Below are 21,755 nucleotides of genomic sequence, written 5' to 3'. Positions count from 1 at the left end.
GTCCTTATGCCTGGCCTGCCGTAGGGGGCAGGCCAGGCATAAGGCCTTTTTTTCAGCCTGCTTGTTTCCCACGGCAGTGGCCTACTTGAACGTATACTCATGCTCAAAACGGTTGATAAAATAATCCATTACCGGCGCATTCGGCCGGTTTTTCGCCCGGACCCAGCCAAAGTGGACAGGCTGCTGAAAAAAATCTTCAATTTCCAGCATTGCAAATTGCCGGATCGTTTCGTTGGCATTTTGCCGGAAGGAATAGTCATGGCCGATCGAGACAGCCAGCCCCTCCAGCAAAGCGCTTTGAATGGCGACATCGTAATCGGTTCGAAACAGCACCTCCACAGCCCCGTGCTGCCTGGTAAAATCATGGATGAACTGGTCGACATGGTCGTCCTTGTACAGGACGAAAGGGTATTGCCGCAATTCCTCCGGCGATATGGAAGCCCGGGAGGCAAGCGGAGATTGGGCACCAACGAGTGCGACCATTTTTCCCCTGCATAGTGAATGGAATGAGAGGCCCTCTATCGGCAGCTTGTCTTCCCGCATCGCAATCATCCCGAGATCAGCCATCCCCTCCCGCACGCTGCCAAGCGTATTCAATGAGCCATCCTCCGTAACCTCGATGCGCAGAGCGGGATGCTCTTTTTTCAGCCAGGCGATCACTTTAACCATCGTCTTCATTTGGGCGGGCATCGTGGACAAGCGAAGCTCGCCGCTCAGGCTGTTCAAATTGCTAGCGGCTTCCAGACGGATTTCCTCGATTATTTTGGCAGCTTCATGCACTTTTTTTATAATGGCTGCACCTTCAGCGGTAGGCAATGTGCCGGTTCGGGCACGTTTGAACAGCTTTAGCCCGAGTTCTTTTTCCAGGCTAGTGAGGGATTGGCTGAGGGCAGATTGGGAAATATGAAGATTCGTCGCTGCTTCGGATAACGATTTGGATTTGCTCAATTCGACGACATACATTAGCTGTTCAAGGTTCATAGGCCGCTTCCTTTACATAAGTGTTGCTTAATTAAATGTAAGTATAATTAATTATATTTAATTTAACAACAGGAGTACAATAACGGTAAGACAATATAAGCGCTATCATTTTGTTGCTAAAGGAGATGCTTTATATGAAAGCTGCTGTTATTTATGGAGCTAAAGATGTCCGTATCGAAAATGTGAACGAGCCTGCAGCTGCGGCAGGCCAAGTGAAAATAAAGGTGGAATGGGCCGGGATTTGCGGAAGCGACCTGCATGCCTACCATCATGGGTTTGGCGTATCGGCCGAGCCTCATCCCGTTACAGGCCGCGGCCTTCCGCTTGTGCTAGGCCATGAGTTTGCGGGCGTTGTGACCGAGCTTGGCGAAGGAGTAACCCATCTGGCTGTTGGGGACCGCGTAGCTGTAGAGCCGATCGTGTATGCCGAAGATGACTATTACGTACAGCGAGGCAAATACAATCTGGCTAGTCCGTTTGCTTTCCTTGGCTTGCAGGACGACGGCGGATTTGCTCAATATGCAGTCGCAAATGCCAGCAAAGCTCATAAGCTTCCGGATAATGTAACACTTGAGGAAGGGGCATTGATGGAGCCAACTGCCGTCACCGTTCATGCCGTTAAGGAAAGCCAGTTGAAGATCGGTGATTCGGTCGTCGTTTACGGGGCAGGCCCAATTGGGCTGTTAACGATTATGGCAGCAAAGGCGGCTGGAGCTGCGAGCATTATGGCTGTAGATATTTCGCCGGAACGTTTAAGCAAAGCGCTTGAAGTTGGCGCAACCTCGGTTGTGAACAGCTTGGAAGCAGATGCAACTGCAGAAATTTTGGCCCAGCATGTGAACGGCGTCGATGTGGCCTTTGAAGCAGCAGGCGCTCAGGCGACATTCACAAGTGCCCTTGAGGTCATCAAAAAAGGCGGGCAGCTGCTCATTATTGCTGGTTATGCCAGTCCGGTTACTTTGGATGTGAACAGCATCTTGGTGAAGGAGATATCGATTAAAACGTCATTGGCCTACCATCATATATTCCCAGAGGTCATCGCGATGGTTTCCTCGGGCCGCCTTGATGTGAAGAAGGTCATTACGAAAAAAATCAAGCTGGACAACCTCGTTGAGGAAGGTCTGGAGCTGCTCATCAAAGACAAAGCGCAGGCTAAAATTTTGATTCATACCCAATCCTGATTCTATTATTGAAAACAAATAGGCTGTTCCAAAGGTCATGCAAATGGGCCTTGGAACAGCCTATTTGTTTTTTTCGTCTAGCACGGGGCTTTCAATGGTGGAGCAGGAGCGTCGTAATAGTGCAAATGAGAAGTCGTCTGAGCGGTAGAGGGCGCAAGGGCGCATGCACTATCATCAAAGTATAAGACAGCGACAAGCTCATGCTGAAGAAAGAAGGGGTTCACCTATGGAACAAACGACGGGAAATAAAGGGACAGTGGCAGCGGCAGCTCCCCAGCAGGCAAAGCAGGTTGCCAAATCAAACGTGAAAAAGAAACAGTTCAAGCGCTATTTGCCTTTGTTTCTAATGATGCTTCCGGGGCTGGCGTATTTGATCGTTAACAATTATGCACCGATGTTCGGCCTTATTATCGCCTTCAAAAACATCAATTTTGCACAAGGGATTTGGGGCAGCGAATGGATCGGGCTGCAAAACTTCGAATATTTGTTCAAAACGACAGATGCCTACATCATTACGCGGAACACGATTTTGTATAATGGCGGCTTTATCATTTTGAATCTGGTCATTGCGGTAGGAATAGCGATATTGCTCAATGAGATTCGCAGTAAAATTATGGCCCGCTTTTATCAAAGCGTCGTGCTGCTGCCCTTTCTCATATCCATGGTCATTGTCAGCTATTTGGTTTATGCGGTGCTTAGCATTGAAACGGGCTTTATGAACAAGACGGTGCTGCCGTTTCTCGGTCTAGATTCGATTTCCTGGTACAGCGAGGCGCAATACTGGCCTTATATTTTAACCATTGTGCATGTGTGGAAAAGCGTTGGCTTCTACTGCGTCGTTTATTTGGCAGCGATTATTGGAATCGATCAGGAATATTATGAAGCGGCAACGCTCGATGGCGCATCCAAATGGCAGCAAATTAAATCGATTACGCTGCCGCTCATTTCGCCAGTTATTACAATGATGACGCTGCTTGCAATCGGCCGGATTTTCTACTCCGACTTCGGCTTGTTTTATCAAGTTCCGATGGACGCAGGCGCGCTCAGCGATACGACAAACGTTATCGACACTTATGTATATCGCGGCTTGATGCAGCTCGGCGATATCGGGATGTCCTCTGCGGCAGGCTTGTATCAATCGTTGGTCGGATTCATTCTGGTTCTGCTAGCCAACTACATTGTACGCAAAATCAACAAAGACAACGCATTATTCTAAGGAGTGAATGACATGACGCATGAAAATAAATTATGGCAGTGGTCAGCCAACCTGTTTATGATGGCCATATCAATTGCCTGCCTGCTGCCCTTCGCCCTGCTGGTAATATCTTCTTTCACCGATGAGCAGGCTATTATCAGCAATGGCTATTCCTTTTTTCCAGAACAATTCAGCTTGACGGCCTACCGTTATTTGCTTGATCAATCGCAGGAGCTGCTGCGGGCTTATGGCATTACAATTCTGGTTACCGTTCTAGGTACATCGGTGAGCTTAATTATTACGTCCATGCTTGCTTATCCGCTGTCGAGAAGAGATATTCCGCTGCGCAACCCACTGGCGTTTTTCGTCTTTTTCACGATGCTGTTCAACGGCGGGCTTGTGCCGACTTACTTAATTTACACCCAATATCTCGATATTAAAAATACGATCTGGGCGCTCATTATTCCGGGCCTCCTGATGAATGGCTTTAACGTTATGCTCATGCGCACGTTTTTCATTACGTCCATTCCTGTCCCGATTTTAGAATCGGCTTACATTGACGGGGCAACTGAATTCAGAACGTTCCGTTCGATCGTGCTGCCGCTGTCGCTGCCGATTTTGGCAACGATTGGATTGTTCCAGACGATTGGCTATTGGAATGACTGGTTCAACGGGCTCGTTTATTTAACAGATCCGAAGCTGTTCAGCATTCAGAACATTTTGAACCGGATACTGACGGATATTCAATTTCTGTCGAACAGCGGCCTTGGCTCCAATGCAGGCCAAAGCATGGCCAAAATGCCAAGCGGCACCGTGCGGATGGCGATTGCAGTAGTCGGCGTGATTCCAATTCTTATCGCGTATCCATTTTTCCAAAAATATTTTGTTAAAGGCATTACAATCGGGGCGGTAAAAGGATAGGGGGACGACGGCGATGGCGGAACGTTTACGGCGTGTGCTTGCAGGAGAGGAAGAAAACTACATTATGCCTCTTCTGTGGCAGCGCGGCGAGGAGGAAGGGCAGATCCGCGAGGAAATGGAGCGCATATATGCTTCAGGCATTAAGGCGGTCATCGTGGAATCCCGCCCGCATCCAGATATGCTTGGTCCCGGCTGGTGGCGGGATATCGATATCATTATGGACGAGGCGCGCAGCCGCGGCATGAAGGTGTGGTTTTTCGATGACGACCATTTTCCGACGGGACATGCAGCAGGCAAGCTGAAGGAAGCTCCGGCTGAGCTGCGCAGAACGTATGTAGCGGAGCGGCATATCGATGCTGTCGGCCCAGCTCCGCAAGCCTCCTTCCTGCTTAATACGCTGCTCCAGCCGGCCGATAAGCTGGTTGCGGTTGCAGCAGTCAAGCGTGAAAGGAAGCAGGATATTAATGCTGCTGAGCAGCTTAGCGAATTTATCGAGCTGACGTCCAGCGTGCAAAATAATGTGCTTTACTGGAATATTCCCGAAGGCTTCTGGCGCATTTTCGTCCTGATTGAGACGGCGGAAGGCGCGGAGGAAGCGAAGCGGAACTATATTAATCCGATTGTCCCGGAGTCAACGCAAGTGTTGATCGACGCGATTTATGAGGGTTATTACGAGCGGTATCGGGATGACTTTGGCCAGACGCTGGCAGGTTTTTTCTCCGATGAGCCGGGCTTCTATAACGATAAAACGACGTTTGACTTCAATTCCCGATTAGGCAAAAAGGGCATCGTGCTGCCGTGGCGCCACGACATGCTGGAGCTGCTGTCCGCCGAGTTCGGACAGCCTGTCGCGGCACTGCTTCCGCTGCTTTGGTACGAGGGCGGCGAGCAGACGGAGGCGCTGCGCTATACGTTCATGAATACGGTCAGCAAGCTGTATGCCGAGCACTTCAGCGGCAAGCTGGGCGACTGGTGCCGCGAGCGCGGCGTCGAGTATATCGGACATATCATTGAGGATAACAATGTGCATGCGCGGCTGGGCTGCGGGCCGGGACATTTCTTCCGCTCGATGTGGGGCCAGGATATGGCAGGCATCGACGTTGTACTGCATCAAATTATGCCGGGCTTTGACGAGGTGCCGTTTACATGGATTGCCGGAGAAACGGACAGCGAGTTTTTTCATTATGCTCTAGCGAAGCTTGGTTCTTCACTGGCGCATATCGATCCGAAGAAAAAGGGCCGGGCGATGTGCGAAGTATTCGGCGCCTATGGCTGGAGCGAAGGCCTCAAGCTGATGAAATGGCTGACCGACCATATGCTCGTTCGCGGCATTAACTATTTCGTGCCTCATGCTTTTTCGCAAAAACAGTTCCCGGATGCCGATTGCCCGCCTCATCTATATGCCCGCGGCGAAAATCCGCAATATCGGTATTATCGCCAGCTGAATGATTATACGAACCGCATCAGCCATTTGCTGAACGGAGGACGCCATTATGCGACGGCGGCGGTGCTGTACCATGCGGATGCGGAGTGGTCAGGCGCTGAGGCGATGCTGATCCAGAAGCCGATTAAGGCGCTGATGCAGGCGCAAATCGATTGCGATGTCATTCCGTTTGATGTTCTGGCAGCAGGAGCGCACGCGGTGAAGGGCGGCGAGCTGCTTGTGGGAAATGAGGCGTATCAATGCCTCATCGTGCCTTATGCTGAAGCGCTGCCGGCACTGCTCGTGGAGCAGCTGGCAGCGCTGGCGGAAGCAGGGCTGAAGGTGCTGTTTGTAGAGGGGCTGCCTGCCCGGACTATTGAGGGCGGCGGAGAAGCGGCGGAGCTTAAGCGTCTGAAAGCGCTGGAGCACGCAGCAATTGTTCCGCTTGCAGACCTGGCGGCGACGCTGCGCCATGAAGGTTTGTACGATATTGAAACGGCAGATGCCGCGCCGTATTTGCGTTATTACCATTATGGGCATCAGGACAGCGATGTATATTTCTTTTTCAACGAGCATCCTTATGAGGTCGTGGATACGGTTGTCAGCTTTCAGACTTCTGCGCGGATGATGGTTTATAACGCCTTTGACAATCAACTGAGCGATGCGAATGTGGAACATATAGCTGGTGTGAACCGCCTGAGAATTAGGCTGAGTGCTTACGAGACTTTGATCGTGCTGTCTGGCGAAGAGCTGCCGCAAGCTACGGTACAGGCGCTGCCCAATTATACAGCATGTGTGCCGGTAGAGCTTTCTGGCGAATGGACGGTTTCAACCTCCGGTTCGCTGCAGTATCCGGTATTTGAAAGCTACGGCAAGCTGAGCGAGCTGGAAAATATCAACGGCCCGCACCTTCTGCCGGATTTCACCGGAACGATTCGTTATGAGCTTGCATTCGATTGGGATGGCGAGGGCGAGCCGTTGTACTTGGATTTAGGTGCGGCGTTTGAGACGGCCGAGGCAACGGTGAATGGCGTGAAGCTGGGTACGGCGATTGCCCCGCCTTATCGCTTTGCAGCTGGAGTGGCCATCAAGCCGGGAACGAACCAGCTTGTCATTGAAGTGACCAATACGCTGGGCAAGCAGCAGAAGGATTTCTTCTCGCGTTTTATGCAGCAGGAGCCGGGTGGGCTGATTGGACCCGTGCAGCTGCTTGTAACGCCGAAGGTCTAAGGGGTACGGACTAAGGACTAAGGACTAAGAGCTAAGGTAGCAGCGAATTTTGTAAAGCTGTAAATCGAAGCGTGGTGAAAACGATGGAGTAAGGCTCCTTTTTCGCCGCGCTTCTATGCTTAGATGGTTGAATCGAAAGGAGCTAGACACGATGGAGCAGATCCCTCATTTAGTGAGCGAGAATGGAACATCCACTTTGTATGTAAATGGTGAGCCTTACCTTGCGCTTGGCGGGGAAATTCATAATTCCAGCGCTTCTAATCCTGCCTATATGCAGGAGAAAGTGTGGCCGGAAGTTCGCAAGCTGAATTTAAATACAATTATTGCCCCGGTCTATTGGGAATTAATCGAGCCAGAGCAGGGCACGTTTGATTTTTCGCTTGTTGAGGGGTTAATTGAGCAGGCTCGTGCGGAAAAGATTCACTTAGTGCTCCTTTGGTTTGGCTTATGGAAAAATGGCAAGTCCAGCTATGTGCCGAGCTGGGTAAAACGGGATTATATAACGTATTTCCGTGCCTGTTATGCCGATGGTTCGCCCTCGGATACGATTTCTCCGCTGTCCGAAGCGGCGGTAACGGCTGATGCGGCAGCTTTCAAGCGCCTGATGGCGTTTCTTAAAGCGTTTGATGAGGGAACCCACACCGTGATCATGATGCAGGTGGAAAATGAAATCGGCTTGCTAGGCAGTGAGCGTGATTATTCAGCAGCGGCGAACGCTGGATTTGAAGCGGCTGTGCCTACTCAGCTAGCTGAGGCCTATGGCGTGCAGGGCAGCTGGGAGCAGGCTTTTGGAGCTGATGCAGGCGAATGGTTCATGGCGTACCACTACGCGCTTGCGGTTGAACGCATTGCGAGCGCAGGCAGTGAATCATATCCGCTGCCGATGTTCGTCAATGCGTGGCTGGAGCAATATCCATGGCGGGCAGGCACGTATCCGAGCGGCGGGCCAGTCGCCAAGGTGATGAAAATGTGGAAGCTTGCGGCACCGACCCTTTGCCTATACGCACCGGATATTTATTTGTCCAGCTTCGCGGACGTATGCCAAGAGTACACGCAGGAAGGCAATCCGCTGTTCATCCCTGAAGCGCGGCGCGATGTTTCCTCAGCAGCCAATGTGTTTTACGCTATGGGCAAGCACGATGCACTAGGCTTTGCGCCGTTCGGCGTAGAAGGCTTTTTTCCTGAGGAAGCTGCAAGCGGCGGGCCAGATTTCAGCATTATGATGGCGCTGAATATTGATTTTTCCGGTTTTGTCGTGAATGGGACAGGGCCTTATCTTGCCCAAAGCTACAAGCTGCTTGGCGGCATGCTCGGGCTGATTCAGCAAAATCGCGGCACAGGAAAAATGACCGGCTTTCTCCAGCAAAACGATGGCGGCTGCATCCTTCCCTTTTCCCGCTACGATGTGAAGCTGTCCTACAAACGGCCGGCAGAAGGAACGCCTCCAGCAGGCGGGCTCGTTATTGAGCTGTCCGAGGATCGTTTTATTTTCGCGGGGATCGGTTTTTCGGTGGAGCTTCTGCCCAAACAGGGCGAGCGCGCGAAGGTCGGCTTGATCCGTGTGGAGGAAGGAGCATTCGAGCAAAATGAGTGGGTGCGGGGCAGAGTGCTGAACGGCGACGAGTCTGCGTATCGCATTGCGGTAGGCGATTATGCCTCGGCGCTATATATTGAGGCGTATACGTACAAATAAGGCTTGATATGTACAAACAAAATCGTCGCTGTACCTAGGGCATCTATGCAAACGTACTACCGGGAGTGCTGCTCCTCAACAATGCGAGCATACGTACTGCAAGATAGCAGCATTCTCCTCATCAGTGCGGGCATATGTGCCGAGAGATAGCTTCGTTGACTTTATCAGTGCGAGCATACGTGCCGAGAGATAGCTTCGTTCTTTTTGTTTCAGGGATTCACATCGTGCGTGAAGAGTGGCTTGGCGGACACAGCAGCCGCTATTTCAACAGAATCCAGGGTATGGCACCGTTTGCGGACTCAGGAGCAGCTAATGCGCTTGAAATAGCCATTTTGACGGCAAAATGAGGGCAATAACGGATTTCCTGTCCGCGTAGAGCCTGAAATCGGGTCAATAGCCTGAATAGCGGAACCTGAGTCCTCACAAAAAGGTCTGAGCGTGCCGACCCGAACTGCGCGAGCTCAGCATCAATCGTAGGCTGCGTCTCCACACCATGAATCGTGGGATGAGATTGACCTCAGTAGGCTCTAGCTTGCAGCATTAAGCAGACTAAGTTTTGCATACACACCTCGGTTGAACTAAACAAGCTGCATAATCATGCATTTGCAAAATAATATAAAAAAATAGCCCTCCTGGCTTTCGCTCAACGCGTTCCTGGAAGGGCTATTCGTCATCAATAGGATGGCGCGCTGGATGAATGGCGGACGATAAATTGCGTGTCGACGGCAATTTTAGTTTTGACCGCATGGTCCTGTTCGATCGCTTCAATGGCTAAATCGACGGCTAGATGGGCCATGCGCTCTTTTTCAACATGTACGGTCGTGAGCTCTGGCGAAACAATGCGCGCCTCAGAAATGTTGTCGAAGCCAACGACAGAGGTGTCCTCGGGAACGCGGAACCCAAGGTCAGTCAGCGTCTTAATGGCGCTGATCGCGATGTAGTCGCATTCACAGAAAAAGGCGGTTGGCAGCTGGCTCCCGGCCGCTTGATAGGCGGCGAGCTGATTTTTCAGCTCCTCCTGGAATGAGGTTATCGTCGGGGCGACGGAAAAAATGTCTTTCTCGTCGATCGACAGCCCCCGCTCCTCTAACGCGGACATGAATCCTTTGCGCCGATCATCAAAATTGCTGATTCGCACATTGGATGCCAAATAACCGATATGTTCGTGGCCAAGCTGGCATAGATGCTCTCCCGCCTGATAACCGCCCATCACATTGTTGATCGTAATGAAATGGACGGGAAGCGTCTCAAAGCAAGTATCAAGCACGACGAGCTGCGCGGGCAAGCGTTCAGCCAAACTGGCGATTTGCTCTCTATCGAGGTTCGTGCCGAGCAAAATGACGCCATCGCTGCGGATATCCTCCGCCAAGGCATGGCTGTCACTGGAAAAAGCGTTGACGTCAATCGACGTAAACAGCAGCGAATAGCCCTTGGCCCGGCAGCGTACCTCTATGTAATGAATGAGCTCGCGGAAAAAAGGCTGCTGATAATATTGCTCCAGCACGATGCCGGAGTTGGCTAAAACGAGAAAGGTCAGCGTTTTGCTGGCGGCTTCCGGCTGTGCGGCTCGTGTTTTAGGCAGATAGCCATTGTCCTTGGCAACCTGCAAAATGCGCTCGCGGGTTTCTTGTCCGATTCCCGGCTTGCCGCTGAAGGCAAGCGAAACTGCTGATTTCGAAACGCCAGCAAGGGCGGCGATGTCTTCCATTTTCACAATAAGTGATTCTCCCTTCGAGCTTCAAACCGTTTGTTTAGTAAGTTTAGTGTATATCCAGCGGACATTAAAAGCAATGGACATTCGTAGTTTAGCTAAATAATTTAGTTAATACACTAAATTAAAGCGTTTTATTTATATAAACTTATTGACTAGTCGCTGCTTTGCTGCTAAATTGGGAATAGGAATGCAGGAAAAGTCCATCACAAGTTTCATTTTAGTTTAGTTTGTTTCGCTAAACTTATAATAGGCTAGAAGCAGCAGCCAATAGGAGGATGCGAGGATGATTTTTAGTGAGGAAACGAAGATCGGATACATTTGGGCGAGCCCTGAGGGACGGAAGGTTTTGCTGAAGCATGCTCCTGAGCTTGCGCATTCGCCTTATCTTTCTTTTATAAAAATGAACACGCTGCCGCGCTTCGCAACCTCAAACCAAGCGTTAATGCGCTCACCGGAATGGGTGGCGGAAGTGCTGGCTGAGCTTGCTGGCATTGAATATGTGATAGAGGATGTAACGGCGCAGGAGGCTGCTTCTGCTTTAGATCCGGTGAGCAAGGAAGCTTCAGCAGCTCAGCTGCCGAACGACGCACCGCTAGAGGCTGAGGGATCGGCGAAGCTGCTCGCGCAGGGCGAAGCCGCACGCTGGGACGTTTATGAGCTGGAGCTTCATGGCCCTGCTCATGGCAATCCCTTCACGGACGCGGCTCTCAGCGCCGTGTTCAGCCAAGGCGATAGAAGCCTGACTGTACAAGGCTTCTACGACGGAGACGGCATCTATCGCGTGCGCTTCATGCCCGATGCCGAAGGCGAGTGGCGCTACCGCACGAGCAGCAGCGTCCGCGCCATGAACGGCATTGCCGGCAGCTTCGCCTGCCGCGGGGCCGAAGCCGGTAACCACGGTCCGGTGCGGGTGGCGGATACGTATCATTTTTCCTACGAGGATGGCAGCCGTTATTTGCCTGTAGGAACGACCTGTTATGCGTGGACGCATCAAGGGCAGGAGCTTGAGGAGCAGACGCTCGCCACGCTCGCGCAGACGCCGTTCAACAAGCTGCGGATGTGCGTATTCCCTAAAGCCTACCTATTTAATGATAATGAACCGCCGCTTTATCCGTATGAGCGCTTGGCAGATGGGCAATGGGATTTCACGCGCTTTAATCCGGCGTATTTCCGCCATTTGGAACAGCGGATCGCTGATTTAGGGAAGCTGGGCATCGAGGCGGATTTGATTTTGTTCCATGCATATGATCGCTGGGGCTTCTCCGAAATGTCGAAAGCGGCAGATGACCGCTACCTGCGCTACATTACAGCGCGTTTGGCGGCTTACCGCAACGTCTGGTGGTCGCTCGCCAATGAATATGACCTGATGTGGGCGAAGGAGGAGCCGGACTGGGAGCGTTTTGCCCAGATCGTTACGGATAATGATCCTTACGGGCATCTCATTTCCATCCATAATTGCTTCGGTTTTTATGACTATACCCGGGCTTGGGTGACGCATTGCAGCGTTCAGCGAGTAGATGTGTACCGGACGGCGGAGAACACCGACCAGTGGCGCAAGGACTGGAATAAGCCGATCGTCATTGACGAATGTGCCTATGAAGGCGATATCGATATGGGCTGGGGCAATATTTCGGGCGAAGAAATGGTGCGCCGCTTCTGGGAAGGTGCGGTTCGCGGCGGCTATGTCGGCCATGGAGAGACCTATTTGCACCCGGAGGACATTTTGTGGTGGTCGAAGGGCGGCAAGCTGCATGGCACAAGCCCAGAGCGTATTGCCTTTCTAAGAAAAGTGCTGGAGGAAGGGCCGGAGCATGGCCTAAATCCATTGCGATCCGAGTGGGACGCACCATCGGCTGGCATTGCCGACACTTATTATTTGTTTTATTACGGCTTCAATCAGCCGCGCTATCGGAACTTTACGATGAAGCCGGGCATCGCGTATGAGGTGGAAGTGCTGGATACGTGGAACATGACGGTGACCAAGCAGGCTGGTATTTATGAAGGAACGTTTCGCATTGAGCTGCCGGGCAGGCCCTATATGGCGATTCGAATGCAGCGTGCAAATACGAATGGATAATAGCTTGGCCTAATCGTTCATTATGAGTCAACAAGGGGGAGTCAGCGGTGAAAAAGTTGAAGCTTGGCTACGCGCCAACAAGGCGGTTTGTTTTTAGTGCAGAGGATGCGTTTCGATATAAGGTGCTCATTAAGGAAAAAATCGAAAGCTTCGGCATGGATATTGACATTGTCGATCTGGAGGGTCTCAACAGCGAAGGGCTGCTCTATGATGATCATATTAATGCGGAGGAGATTGCGGAGCATTTCCGGCGTGAAAATGTCGATGCGGTTTTTTTCCCGCATTGCAACTTCGGCACGGAGGACACCGTTGCCCGCGTAGGCAAGGCGCTCGGCAAGCCGGTGCTGCTGTGGGGCCCGCGCGATGAGTCGCCGCTTGAGGACGGCATGCGCCTGCGCGATACGCAGTGCGGACTATTCGCTTCCGGCAAGGTGCTGCGCCGCTTCAATGTGCCGTTCACCTATGTGACGAACACCCGAGTCGATGATCCGGTGTTTGAGCGCGGGTTCACGAACTTTATCGCCGCAGCCAATGTGGTCCGCCAATTTCGCAGCTTAAGAATTTTGCAAATCGGGCCGCGCCCGGCTTCCTTTTGGACGATGATGTGCAATGAAGGCGAGCTGCTTGAGCGGTTCGGCATTGAGATTCATCCGATTACGCTCGTCGATATTCAGCGCGCTTCGCAGCGCATTGAGAAAGGCAATAGCTCCGAGCTGGCGCAAGCAATAGACTATATTAAAGCAAAGCTCGACTGGTCGGAAGTGACGGAAGCCGATGTGCGCCGTATAGCTGCGCTTAAGGTAGCGATGAAGCAATATGCGGTGCAGACAGGCAGCACAGCGATTGCAATCCAATGCTGGTCTTCGCTTCAGGATGCGATGGGCATTATGCCTTGCCTAGCCAATGCAATCCTCACCGATGAGCAAATTCCGGTTACCTGTGAGACAGATATTCACGGCGCTATTACGTCAGTCATGGTGCAAGCTGCGACGATGAATCAGCATCCAACCTTCTTCGCGGATTTGACTGTGCGCCACCCGGAAAACGCCAATGGCGAGCTGCTTTTCCATTGCGGCAACTTCCCGGTTTCCTTGACTGTCGAGAACAAGCCAAAGCTGCGCAAGCATTTTCTGTTTGACGATCATGCGCCGGGAACGCATGAAGGAGAGATTAAAGGCGGCGGCATGACGCTGGCCCGCTTTGACGGCGACCACGGCGAATACCAGCTGTTTTTGGGCAAAGCCCGCGGGATTCAGGGGCCATATACGCGCGGTTCGTATGTATGGGTTGAGGTTAATGATTGGCCGCTATGGGAAGAAAAGCTGGTTAAAGGCCCTTACGTTCACCACTCCGTCGGCATTCACGCCAATGCGATTCCGGCGCTGTATGAAGCGTGCCAATATATTCCTGGCTTGAAGCCAGACGCAGTTGATCCGACAGAGCGGGAAATTCAGGCATGGCTGCGCGGTTCAGGCTTGTAATCGGGATAGAAGGCAACGCGGAGGAAAACAACGAGGAGGGCTAGCGATGGGGAGCAATGCAAGCATGAGCAGCATGGAGCTCAAAAGCAAGGCAGCACAAATCCGGATGGATTTGCTGCGCATGATTCATGGCGCAAAGACGGGACATACGGGCGGTTCATTGAGCAATACGGATATTTTAACGGCCTTATATTATAAAATTATGACGATTGATCCGGCCCAACCAAAATGGCAGGAGCGCGACCGTTTTATTGCAAGCAAAGGGCATTCTGTCGAATCGTTATGGTGCATTTTGGCTGACCGCGGTTTTTTCCCGAAGGAGGAGCTTGCGACGTTCAGCCAATTTGGAACGAGGCTTATCGGCCATCCGAACAATAAAGTGCCAGGCATTGAGATGAATACAGGCGCGCTAGGGCACGGGCTGGCGATTTCGGTAGGCATGGCGCTTGCTGCGAAGAAGGATGCGAGAGCGAGCCGCGTATTTTGCCTAATGGGCGACGGCGAGCAGGCGGAAGGCTCGGTCTGGGAAGCGGCGATGGCTGGCGCTCATTACAAGCTCGACAATTTGGTTGGCATTATTGACCGCAACCGGCTGCAAATTAGCGGCTCGACGGAAGAGGTTATGGGACTGGAGCCATTGGAGGAAAAATGGGCCGCTTTCGGCTGGCATGTCGTCTCCATCGATGGCAATGATATAGACGCGCTTGTAGAAGCTTTCGAGTCTGCCCCGGCTGTGGCTGGCAAACCTACGCTCGTTATGGCGAATACGGTGAAGGGCAAAGGAGTGTCATTTGCTGAAAATGTTCCGCATTGGCATCATCATGTGCCTAACGATGAGGAGCTGGCAAAGGCGCTAGCCGAGCTTGAAGCCGTCATCAACAGCTACTCACAGGAAGGGCAGGTGCAATAAGCGATGGCGAATAAAATACCGAATCGGCAAGTCATTTGCGAGACGCTGGTGACGCTGGCGCAGGAGGACAAAGATATTATGGTGCTGGCGAGCGACTCGCGCGGCTCGGCGGCAATGGCGCCTTTCGCCAATGCTTATCCCGAGCAGTTTGTAGAGGTAGGCATCGCGGAGCAAAATATTGTCGGCATCTCGGCAGGCCTTGCCCACAGCGGCAAAAAGCCATTCGTAACGTCGCCGGCTTGCTTCCTGAGCATGCGCAGCATTGAACAAATAAAAGTCGATGTCGCGTATTCCGGCACAAATGTGAAGCTCGTTGGCATTAGCGGCGGCATCAGCTACGGCGCACTCGGCATGTCGCATCATTCGGTGCAGGATATCGCTGTGGCACGGGCGATTCCGGGGCTGGCGATTATATTGCCGGCGGATCGACATGAGACGAAGCGGATGACCGAAGCGCTTGCCGTGCATGAGGGCGGCGTGTACGTCCGTATCGGCCGCAATCCGGTTGAAGACAGCTACGAGTCGGATGACTACGAATTTGTCATTGGCAAGGCAGTGACGATGCGTGAAGGCAGCGATATTACGATTATTGCGACGGGAGAGACGGTACGGATCGCCTTGGACGCGCAGGCAGAGCTGGCGGAAGCAGGCGTGTCGGCACGCGTGCTGAACATGCATACGATCAAGCCGCTTGACGAGGAAGCCATTGTGCGGGCTGCGCAGGAAACGGGCGGCATCATTACCGTTGAGGAGCACAGCATTCATGGCGGGCTGGGAGCAGCGGTTGCCGAGGTGGTCGTGCAGCAGCATCCGGTGCCGATGCGAATTTTGGGCATTCCAGATGAACCGGCGATAGCTGGGAAATCGACCGAAGTGTTTGACCATTATGGCATTAGCAGCAGCAATATAAAAGCGGTTGCTCTAGGCATGCTGAGAAAGTAGAGGGCTTTGGCGATGGACAAAAGCTATCTGCTGACGATTGATCAAAGCACGTCCGGCACGAAGGCGCTCGTCATTAATCGCGCGGGCGAGGTTGTATCCCGCAGTGCTGCGGAGCATAAGCAGTATTATCCGCAAGCCGGCTGGGTGGAGCATGACCCGCTGGAAATTTATGAGCAGGTGAAGCGGACGGCGAAGGAAGCACTGAAGGCGGCAGGCATAGCAGCGGGCGAGCTTGCGGCCCTTACCATTACGAATCAGCGGGAGACCGCTGTAATGTGGGATAAGGAGACGGGCGAGCCCGTTCATCGCGCCATTGTATGGCAGTGCCAGCGTACTGCTGAGCGCTGCGATGCGCTAAAGGCAGATGGCTTGGAGCCGCTTGTTCAGGCGAAGACAGGCCTGCTGCTTGATCCGTATTTCTCGGCGGCAAAATGGGGCTGGCTGCTGGAGCATGCCGCTGGCGCCAAGGAGCTGCTTGCAGCAGGCAGGCTGCTCGTCGGTACGATCGACAGCTGGCTGCTATGGAAGCTGACGGGCGGGGACGTGCATGCGACCGACTATACGAATGCGAGCCGAACGTCGCTGTTTAATATTCATACGCTGGAATGGGATGCGGAATTATGTGCGCTGTTCGGCCTTCCACCTGCGCTGCTGCCCGAGGTGAAATGCTCAGATGAGCGGTTCGGTTACACGAACGACTCGGATTTATTCGCTGAGCCCGTGGCGATTGCGGGCGTCGTTGGCGATTCGCAAGCTGCGCTTTATGGGCAGCTGTGCTTGGAGCCCGGCATGGCGAAGGCGACCTACGGCACCGGGACGTCGGTGCTGATGAATGTGGGGAGCAAGCCAGTCGCTTCCAGCAATGGGCTGGTGCTCGCCATTGCTTGGGGGCTCAGCGGCAAAATGACCTATGCGCTGGAAGCGGTCATTCGCACCTCCGGCGACAGCATGCGCTGGGTGCGGGATAATCTTGGGCTGTTCAGCTCGTTTAGCGAGCTTGCGCAGCTGCTTGAGGAGACGCCAGACAATGATGGCGTCTATCTTGTCCCAGCCTTCGTTGGGCTGGGCGCGCCCTATTGGAAGCCGCATGCCCGGGCGGCGATTACCGGCATGAGCCGGGGAACGGGCAAGGCGCATATCGTGCGCGCCGCCCTGGAAAGCATCGCCTATCAGGTGCGCGATGCGGCCGAGCTGATGCAGGCGGAGACCGGCATCGCTCTGAAAGGTTTGCGGGCCGATGGCGGAGCGTCGGACAATGCCGTGCTCATGCAGTTCCAGGCGGATATGCTCGGGCAAACCGTCGCTAAATCCGGCGTAGCGGAGCTTTCCGCAATGGGCTCTGCCTATATGGGCGGAGTAGGTACAGGTTTTTGGGCGAATGAGGAGCAACTGGTTCAGCTATTGGGCGCTAAGGAGAGCGCTTATCGCTCGTATGCGCCTGCGATGAAGCAGGAAGAGAGAGAACGCTTGTACAAAGGCTGGAAGCAAGCGGTTGCCTCTGTATTGCATGATGGCTAGTTAAGTCAACAATTAGACGACTTTTTGTATGACTTTAGGCAACGAAGCATGTTATAATGCTTATAGATTATGCGTACAATGCAAAGAGAGCCGTGCGTCAACACGACTCTCTGCGCAATAGCCGCTTTTAAGGGCGGTAGGCTTCAAACAAGAGGACTACGACGGATAGACCGCATTCCTGTGCAAGGGGGGCGGTCTATTTCCGTTTATTGGACAGCAGCATCACGATAAGCGTACCGAAGGTAAGCATCAACATAATTGCTTCAAACACTGTCACAGGGCATCCCTCCCTTCTATAAGGAGGTAGCCGACCGACCCTTTTAGCCTATTCTATTGCCTCGCAATTATAGCATGACAATGGATTGAATGGATAGATATGTATATTTAGAATAAGCTTTAGCAGCGCAAAATAGCCAACATTGACGCGGGTACAAGCTTTAAGGTATAAAAAGAATGTAAACGCTTTTATGCTCATATCGAGAGGGGAATTACCTTTATGACATTGGAAATTGGATTGCAGCTGTTTTCTGCCAAAACTGAATTTGCGCGCGATCGCTCTGGCACTTTAAATAAAATTGCGGAAATTGGCTACAAAAACATCGAAATTCCACTCGATTTTACAGGCCAGGATTTGTTCAAGCTGGGCGATTTAAAAGCTGCTGATTTGAAGCAAATGGTAGATCAAGCAGGCTTGAATGTGATTGCCACGCATATATTCGTCTCGGACGATGCGCAAATCGCTGAAGTCATTGCCTTCAATAAAGAGCTGGGCAGTACGAAAGCGATTATTCCGATTTCATTTTTCACCAATTACGAGGACGTCCTTGCCTTCAGCGAGAAGCTGAACCGCTATGGCAGCCAAATGCGCGAGCAGGGCATCAGCCTGCTTTATCATAACCATTTCCATGAGTTTCAGAAGTTCAATGGAAGCTATGCGCTCGATATTATTTTGGAGCATACTTCTCCTGAAAATGTCGGCTTTGAGCTTGATACCTACTGGGCGCTGCGAGGCGGCGTTGATGCTGTAAGCTATATCGAGAAGCTGGGCAGCCGCTGCGAATTTATTCATCAGAAGGATTTGCCGGCGAGCGTTAACCCGGTTAACCTTTTTGAAACGCTTGATGAAAATGAGCCTGTGACGATGGGAACGTTCATGTCAATTGGCAGCCCGGATGCATTCACCGAAATTGGAGAAGGCATGATGGATATTGCGGGCATTTTGCGGGCGGCCCAAAAGCATACAAGCACCAAATACATCATAGTAGAGCAGGACGCAACAAACAAAGGCGAGCTGGAAAGCATTGAGATTAGCTATAAAGCTTTGACTAAGCTGTTGGCTGAGCTGTAGAACACAGCAAATATAAGCGACTGCTATCATAGTTGAAAAAGGAAGAGCCGTGATCTGGTTTGCAGATTTCGGCTCTTTTTGATTTTGCCCAAGCGAATCGCCAGCGGACCCAAAATCGAAGGGGCTAAAGCATTGACTAATTTCGCGAAAAGATTTATAGTGATAAATAGTTTAGTGATGAAATATTTATTAATTGCGCTTTATGGCTAAGCGTTGGAATGATTGTTCGAGGAAAGCAATTACGATGAATGCAATCAAGAAAGGAGTGAATACATGCCAAGCAGGGAAGACGTCGTCGAGCTCTCCACTATGTTCAAATTGATCATGAGAAATGCAAATACAGAGTGGAACAAGCGGATGCAAGGGAATATGTCGTTGTCCCAGTTCAAGCTGCTTTATTGGCTCAAGCAGGGCGGCCAGCAAAGAGTGTCCGATCTGGCGGAGAAAATGTGCATTTCCGCTGCCGCCATAACGGGATTGGCTGATAAGCTGTCTGCTGACGGCAACATTGATCGGGTTCGGGATGAGGAAGACCGCCGTGTCGTATACATCGATATTACCGATAAAGGGAAAGCTACACTCGACCAAATATCGGATGATCAAAAAGAGACGCTGAGCATGATGTTGGACTGTTTGGATCCAGAGGACATCGCGCATTTAAAACGGATTTTCAAAAAGCTAAGCGTACAATTTCATACTTAATTCACACCGGATGAGAGGAAGAGATTTCATTTATGGAACATTTATCACAAAAGAGAAAGCTGACCATTATGGTGGCGATTATGTTCGCTATGTTTTTTGCAGCGATCAACCAAACCATCGTCAGTACGGCGATGCCAAGAATTATTGCGGAGCTGCACGGAATGGAGCTGTATACATGGTCGATTTCGATTTACATGCTCACTTCAACCATTGCGACCGTTCTTGTCGGCAAGCTGTCGGATATTTACGGACGTAAGCCATTTATATTGGCTGGTATTTTATTTTTTATCATCGGCGCTTTTCTTGCAGGGACGTCGACTGACGTTTACCAAATGATTTTCTACCGTGCGATTCAAGGTGTAGGCGCGGGTATAATTATGGCAACGGCCTTTACCGCAGTAGGCGACTTGTTCCCGCCAAGGGAACGCGGCAAATGGACCGGAATTATGACAGCCGTTTTTGGTTTTTCCAGCGTTATTGGGCCAACGTTCGGTGGCTACATTGTAGACCACATGGCTTGGCATTGGGTGTTCTGGATTTTCCTGCCGATCGGCATTATCGCCTTCGTTATGATTTTGACGCTGTTTCCGAAGACGGAACGCAAGCAATCCGAGTCGATTGACTACTTGGGCTCGCTGTTTCTGACGACAACGCTTGTGCCGCTGCTGCTTGCTTTTACATGGGCAGGCACGAAATATGCGTGGGGCTCTGCCCAAACGATCGGTTTATTCGCAGCAACGATCGTATCGGCGCTCATTTTTGTATTCGTTGAATCCAAGGCGAAAAGCCCGGTGCTGCCGCTTCATTTTTTCAAAAATGGCATTGTGACGCTCTCTAATGTGATCGGCTTCCTGATGAACTTTGGAATGATGGGCGCATTGATTTACCTCAGCTTCTTCGTGCAAGGCGTGCTGGCGATTTCGCCAACCTACGCTGGATATGTAACGATGCCAATGTCGATTGGGATGGTTATTACAAGTGCGATTGGCGGTCAATTGATCAGCAAATCAGGGAAATACAAAAAATTCGCCTTAATCGGCATGCCGCTCATGGTAGCAGGTATGGTGCTGATGGTATTCATGAACAGCGTGTGGATGGCGGTTCTTGCCATGATCGTTTTCGGTTTAGGCCTCGGTCTGGGGATGCCGGTATTCTCGCTCGCGATTCAAAATGCAGTTCCATTCAAGGAGCTTGGCGCGGTTACCGCTGCGATGCAGCTGTTCCGTAATATGGGCGGCACCATCGGTATTGCTGTAATGGGAACTGTATTGTCAACCAGCTTGAAAAACAATCTGACCGAGCTTGCCCAGTCTGGAGAAGCAGTTGACCTCAGCAAGCTTGATCCGAAAGTGGCTCAAGAGTTCGCCGTATTTGCCAATCCGCAAATGCTGACGAATCAGCCGGAGCTGGAGAAGCTGCACCAAAGCTTGCCAGCAGATCTTCAACCGTTGTTTACAAAAATGGTTGATATGCTTCGTGAAGCGCTCGCTTCATCGCTTTCTACCGTATTTCTTACAGGTGCGCTTATTCTGGTCGGTGCGGTCATTTTGACTTTCTTCCTGAAAGAAATTCCGCTCCGCACCTCGAATACAGCACCGCAGCCGGCAACCCCGGAAGCAGCAACGGCTGCTGAGACGGACAGCAAGCTGCGCGGCAAGCTTGTCGGTCAGCCGACAGAATAATCGTTTGGTTGAATAGGGTCCATTCAGCGAAAGCAGTATATTTCGCAAAATAAAAAGGCATCTCCAAATGCGGCATCGGAAGCAGGCAAACCGATGAGCGCAGGAGATGCTTTTTTTTATGGTAAAATAGCCGTATTTCCCGCTTAGTCATAAATGGTTGAATGGAGGATGCAGCATGAAGCAGAAAAGAAAGGCGGAGGTCGTAGCATTGCCGCTCTTTCATGTCGTAGGTTACAAAGTGGAAGCCAGCGTTCAAGAGTTTGAATCGGGGCTGGGAAAGCAGACCTATCATTCTTTAATTGAAAGAAAAGCAGAAATTGTGCATAGGAAAAATGATCATATTCTTCTTATTCAAATTTATCCGATGGATGCTGAATTTAATCCCCAGTCAGATCGCTTCACTAATATCGTCTGCTGCGAAGTAAGCGAGCTTTGCGATGTGCCCTTGCATATGGCAAGCCATACGGTTGCTGAAAGCAAATATGCGGTCTATACACATAAGGGGCCCGAATCGGAGCTAAGCCGCTCGTATGGCTATCTGTATGGCGAGTGGATGGAGGAGACGGGACATGTGCCGCAGCATTATGATTTTGAGATTTGGGACGAGCGATATCATCCGGAAAGCCTAGATAACGAGATTGATATATTTGTGGCGTTGAAAGGATAGCCAGTGTATAACAAGCGAATGATATAACGAACGATGGACATAACCAAAAGCGAGAGCCCTCCGGCAGCGGAGGGCTTTTTGGCAAGGCAG

At 51.6% G+C, this 21,755-nt stretch carries 17 protein-coding genes; 14 read left to right on the top strand and 3 right to left on the bottom strand.

What is annotated here, in order from left to right; genetic code table 11:
* Positions 1–81: 81 nt before the first annotated feature.
* The gene (locus tag BBD42_RS04195; RefSeq protein ID WP_099517131.1) at positions 82–981 is read right to left on the bottom strand and encodes a LysR family transcriptional regulator; all 900 of its coding nucleotides are present in this window, start codon (positions 979–981) and stop codon (positions 82–84) included.
* A 134-nt stretch (positions 982–1,115) separates the two neighbouring features.
* Between BBD42_RS04195 and BBD42_RS04190 the strand changes: the two genes are divergently transcribed.
* The 5 genes from BBD42_RS04190 (at position 1,116) to BBD42_RS04170 (ending at position 8,624) form a co-directional block, all read left to right on the top strand.
* A complete protein-coding gene (locus BBD42_RS04190) occupies positions 1,116–2,162 on the top strand; it encodes a 2,3-butanediol dehydrogenase (protein WP_099517130.1) in 1,047 nt (348 codons plus the stop codon).
* Between the two features lie 346 nt (positions 2,163–2,508).
* Positions 2,509–3,378, top strand: a complete 870-nt coding sequence (locus tag BBD42_RS04185; RefSeq protein WP_099521444.1) for an ABC transporter permease — start codon at positions 2,509–2,511, stop codon at positions 3,376–3,378.
* 12 nt (positions 3,379–3,390) lie between these two features.
* The gene (locus BBD42_RS04180) at positions 3,391–4,278 is read left to right on the top strand and encodes a carbohydrate ABC transporter permease (protein ID WP_099517129.1); all 888 of its coding nucleotides are present in this window, start codon (positions 3,391–3,393) and stop codon (positions 4,276–4,278) included.
* A 13-nt stretch (positions 4,279–4,291) separates the two neighbouring features.
* Positions 4,292–6,931 carry a glycosyl hydrolase gene (locus tag BBD42_RS04175; RefSeq protein ID WP_099517128.1) on the top strand — a complete coding sequence of 880 codons (2,640 nt, stop codon included), beginning with the start codon at positions 4,292–4,294 and terminating at the stop codon, positions 6,929–6,931.
* A 151-nt stretch (positions 6,932–7,082) separates the two neighbouring features.
* On the top strand, positions 7,083–8,624 hold the full coding sequence (locus tag BBD42_RS04170; protein ID WP_172455383.1) for a GH35 family beta-galactosidase: 1,542 nt from the start codon (positions 7,083–7,085) through the stop codon (positions 8,622–8,624).
* A gap of 673 nt (positions 8,625–9,297) precedes the next feature.
* Here BBD42_RS04170 and BBD42_RS04160 read toward each other — a convergent pair.
* Positions 9,298–10,338 (bottom strand): LacI family DNA-binding transcriptional regulator, encoded by a 1,041-nt coding sequence (locus BBD42_RS04160; RefSeq protein WP_172455382.1) that lies wholly within the window; start codon positions 10,336–10,338, stop codon positions 9,298–9,300.
* 283 nt (positions 10,339–10,621) lie between these two features.
* Between BBD42_RS04160 and BBD42_RS04155 the strand changes: the two genes are divergently transcribed.
* From BBD42_RS04155 to glpK, 5 genes are all read left to right on the top strand, one after another.
* Entirely contained in the window at positions 10,622–12,415 is a 1,794-nt protein-coding gene (locus BBD42_RS04155; protein WP_099517125.1) for a DUF5605 domain-containing protein, read from the top strand.
* A 47-nt stretch (positions 12,416–12,462) separates the two neighbouring features.
* Positions 12,463–13,896, top strand: coding sequence for an L-fucose/L-arabinose isomerase family protein (locus BBD42_RS04150; RefSeq protein ID WP_099517124.1), 1,434 nt, complete (start codon positions 12,463–12,465; stop codon positions 13,894–13,896).
* 64 nt (positions 13,897–13,960) lie between these two features.
* Positions 13,961–14,806 (top strand): transketolase, encoded by an 846-nt coding sequence (locus BBD42_RS04145; protein ID WP_099521442.1) that lies wholly within the window; start codon positions 13,961–13,963, stop codon positions 14,804–14,806.
* A gap of 3 nt (positions 14,807–14,809) precedes the next feature.
* Positions 14,810–15,748, top strand: coding sequence for a transketolase family protein (locus BBD42_RS04140; protein WP_099517123.1), 939 nt, complete (start codon positions 14,810–14,812; stop codon positions 15,746–15,748).
* A 12-nt stretch (positions 15,749–15,760) separates the two neighbouring features.
* Complete coding sequence (gene glpK / locus BBD42_RS04135; protein WP_099517122.1) at positions 15,761–17,266, top strand: glycerol kinase GlpK; 1,506 nt, start codon at positions 15,761–15,763, stop codon at positions 17,264–17,266.
* Between the two features lie 196 nt (positions 17,267–17,462).
* Here the strand turns inward: glpK and BBD42_RS32790 are convergent, their stop codons facing one another.
* Positions 17,463–17,516: a hypothetical protein gene (locus tag BBD42_RS32790; protein ID WP_481855961.1), complete on the bottom strand. Its 54-nt coding sequence runs from the start codon at positions 17,514–17,516 to the stop codon at positions 17,463–17,465.
* 246 nt (positions 17,517–17,762) lie between these two features.
* On the opposite strand from BBD42_RS32790, the gene BBD42_RS04130 reads away from it, so the two are divergent.
* The 4 genes from BBD42_RS04130 to BBD42_RS04115 all read left to right on the top strand — a co-directional run bounded on the left by BBD42_RS04130 (position 17,763) and on the right by BBD42_RS04115 (position 21,665).
* Positions 17,763–18,614 carry a sugar phosphate isomerase/epimerase family protein gene (locus tag BBD42_RS04130; protein ID WP_099517121.1) on the top strand — a complete coding sequence of 284 codons (852 nt, stop codon included), beginning with the start codon at positions 17,763–17,765 and terminating at the stop codon, positions 18,612–18,614.
* A 273-nt stretch (positions 18,615–18,887) separates the two neighbouring features.
* Positions 18,888–19,316, top strand: coding sequence for a MarR family winged helix-turn-helix transcriptional regulator (locus BBD42_RS04125; RefSeq protein ID WP_056030685.1), 429 nt, complete (start codon positions 18,888–18,890; stop codon positions 19,314–19,316).
* A 32-nt stretch (positions 19,317–19,348) separates the two neighbouring features.
* Positions 19,349–20,998, top strand: coding sequence for an MDR family MFS transporter (locus tag BBD42_RS04120; RefSeq protein ID WP_099517120.1), 1,650 nt, complete (start codon positions 19,349–19,351; stop codon positions 20,996–20,998).
* 175 nt (positions 20,999–21,173) lie between these two features.
* On the top strand, positions 21,174–21,665 hold the full coding sequence (locus BBD42_RS04115) for a GyrI-like domain-containing protein (protein WP_099517119.1): 492 nt from the start codon (positions 21,174–21,176) through the stop codon (positions 21,663–21,665).
* The last annotated feature ends 90 nt before the right edge of the window (positions 21,666–21,755 follow it).

Source organism: Paenibacillus sp. BIHB 4019 (genome assembly GCF_002741035.1).
Lineage (GTDB): Bacteria > Bacillota > Bacilli > Paenibacillales > Paenibacillaceae > Pristimantibacillus.
The sequence above is the reverse complement of the archived record's forward strand: the minus strand, read 5'-3'. Positions and strand labels throughout refer to the sequence as shown.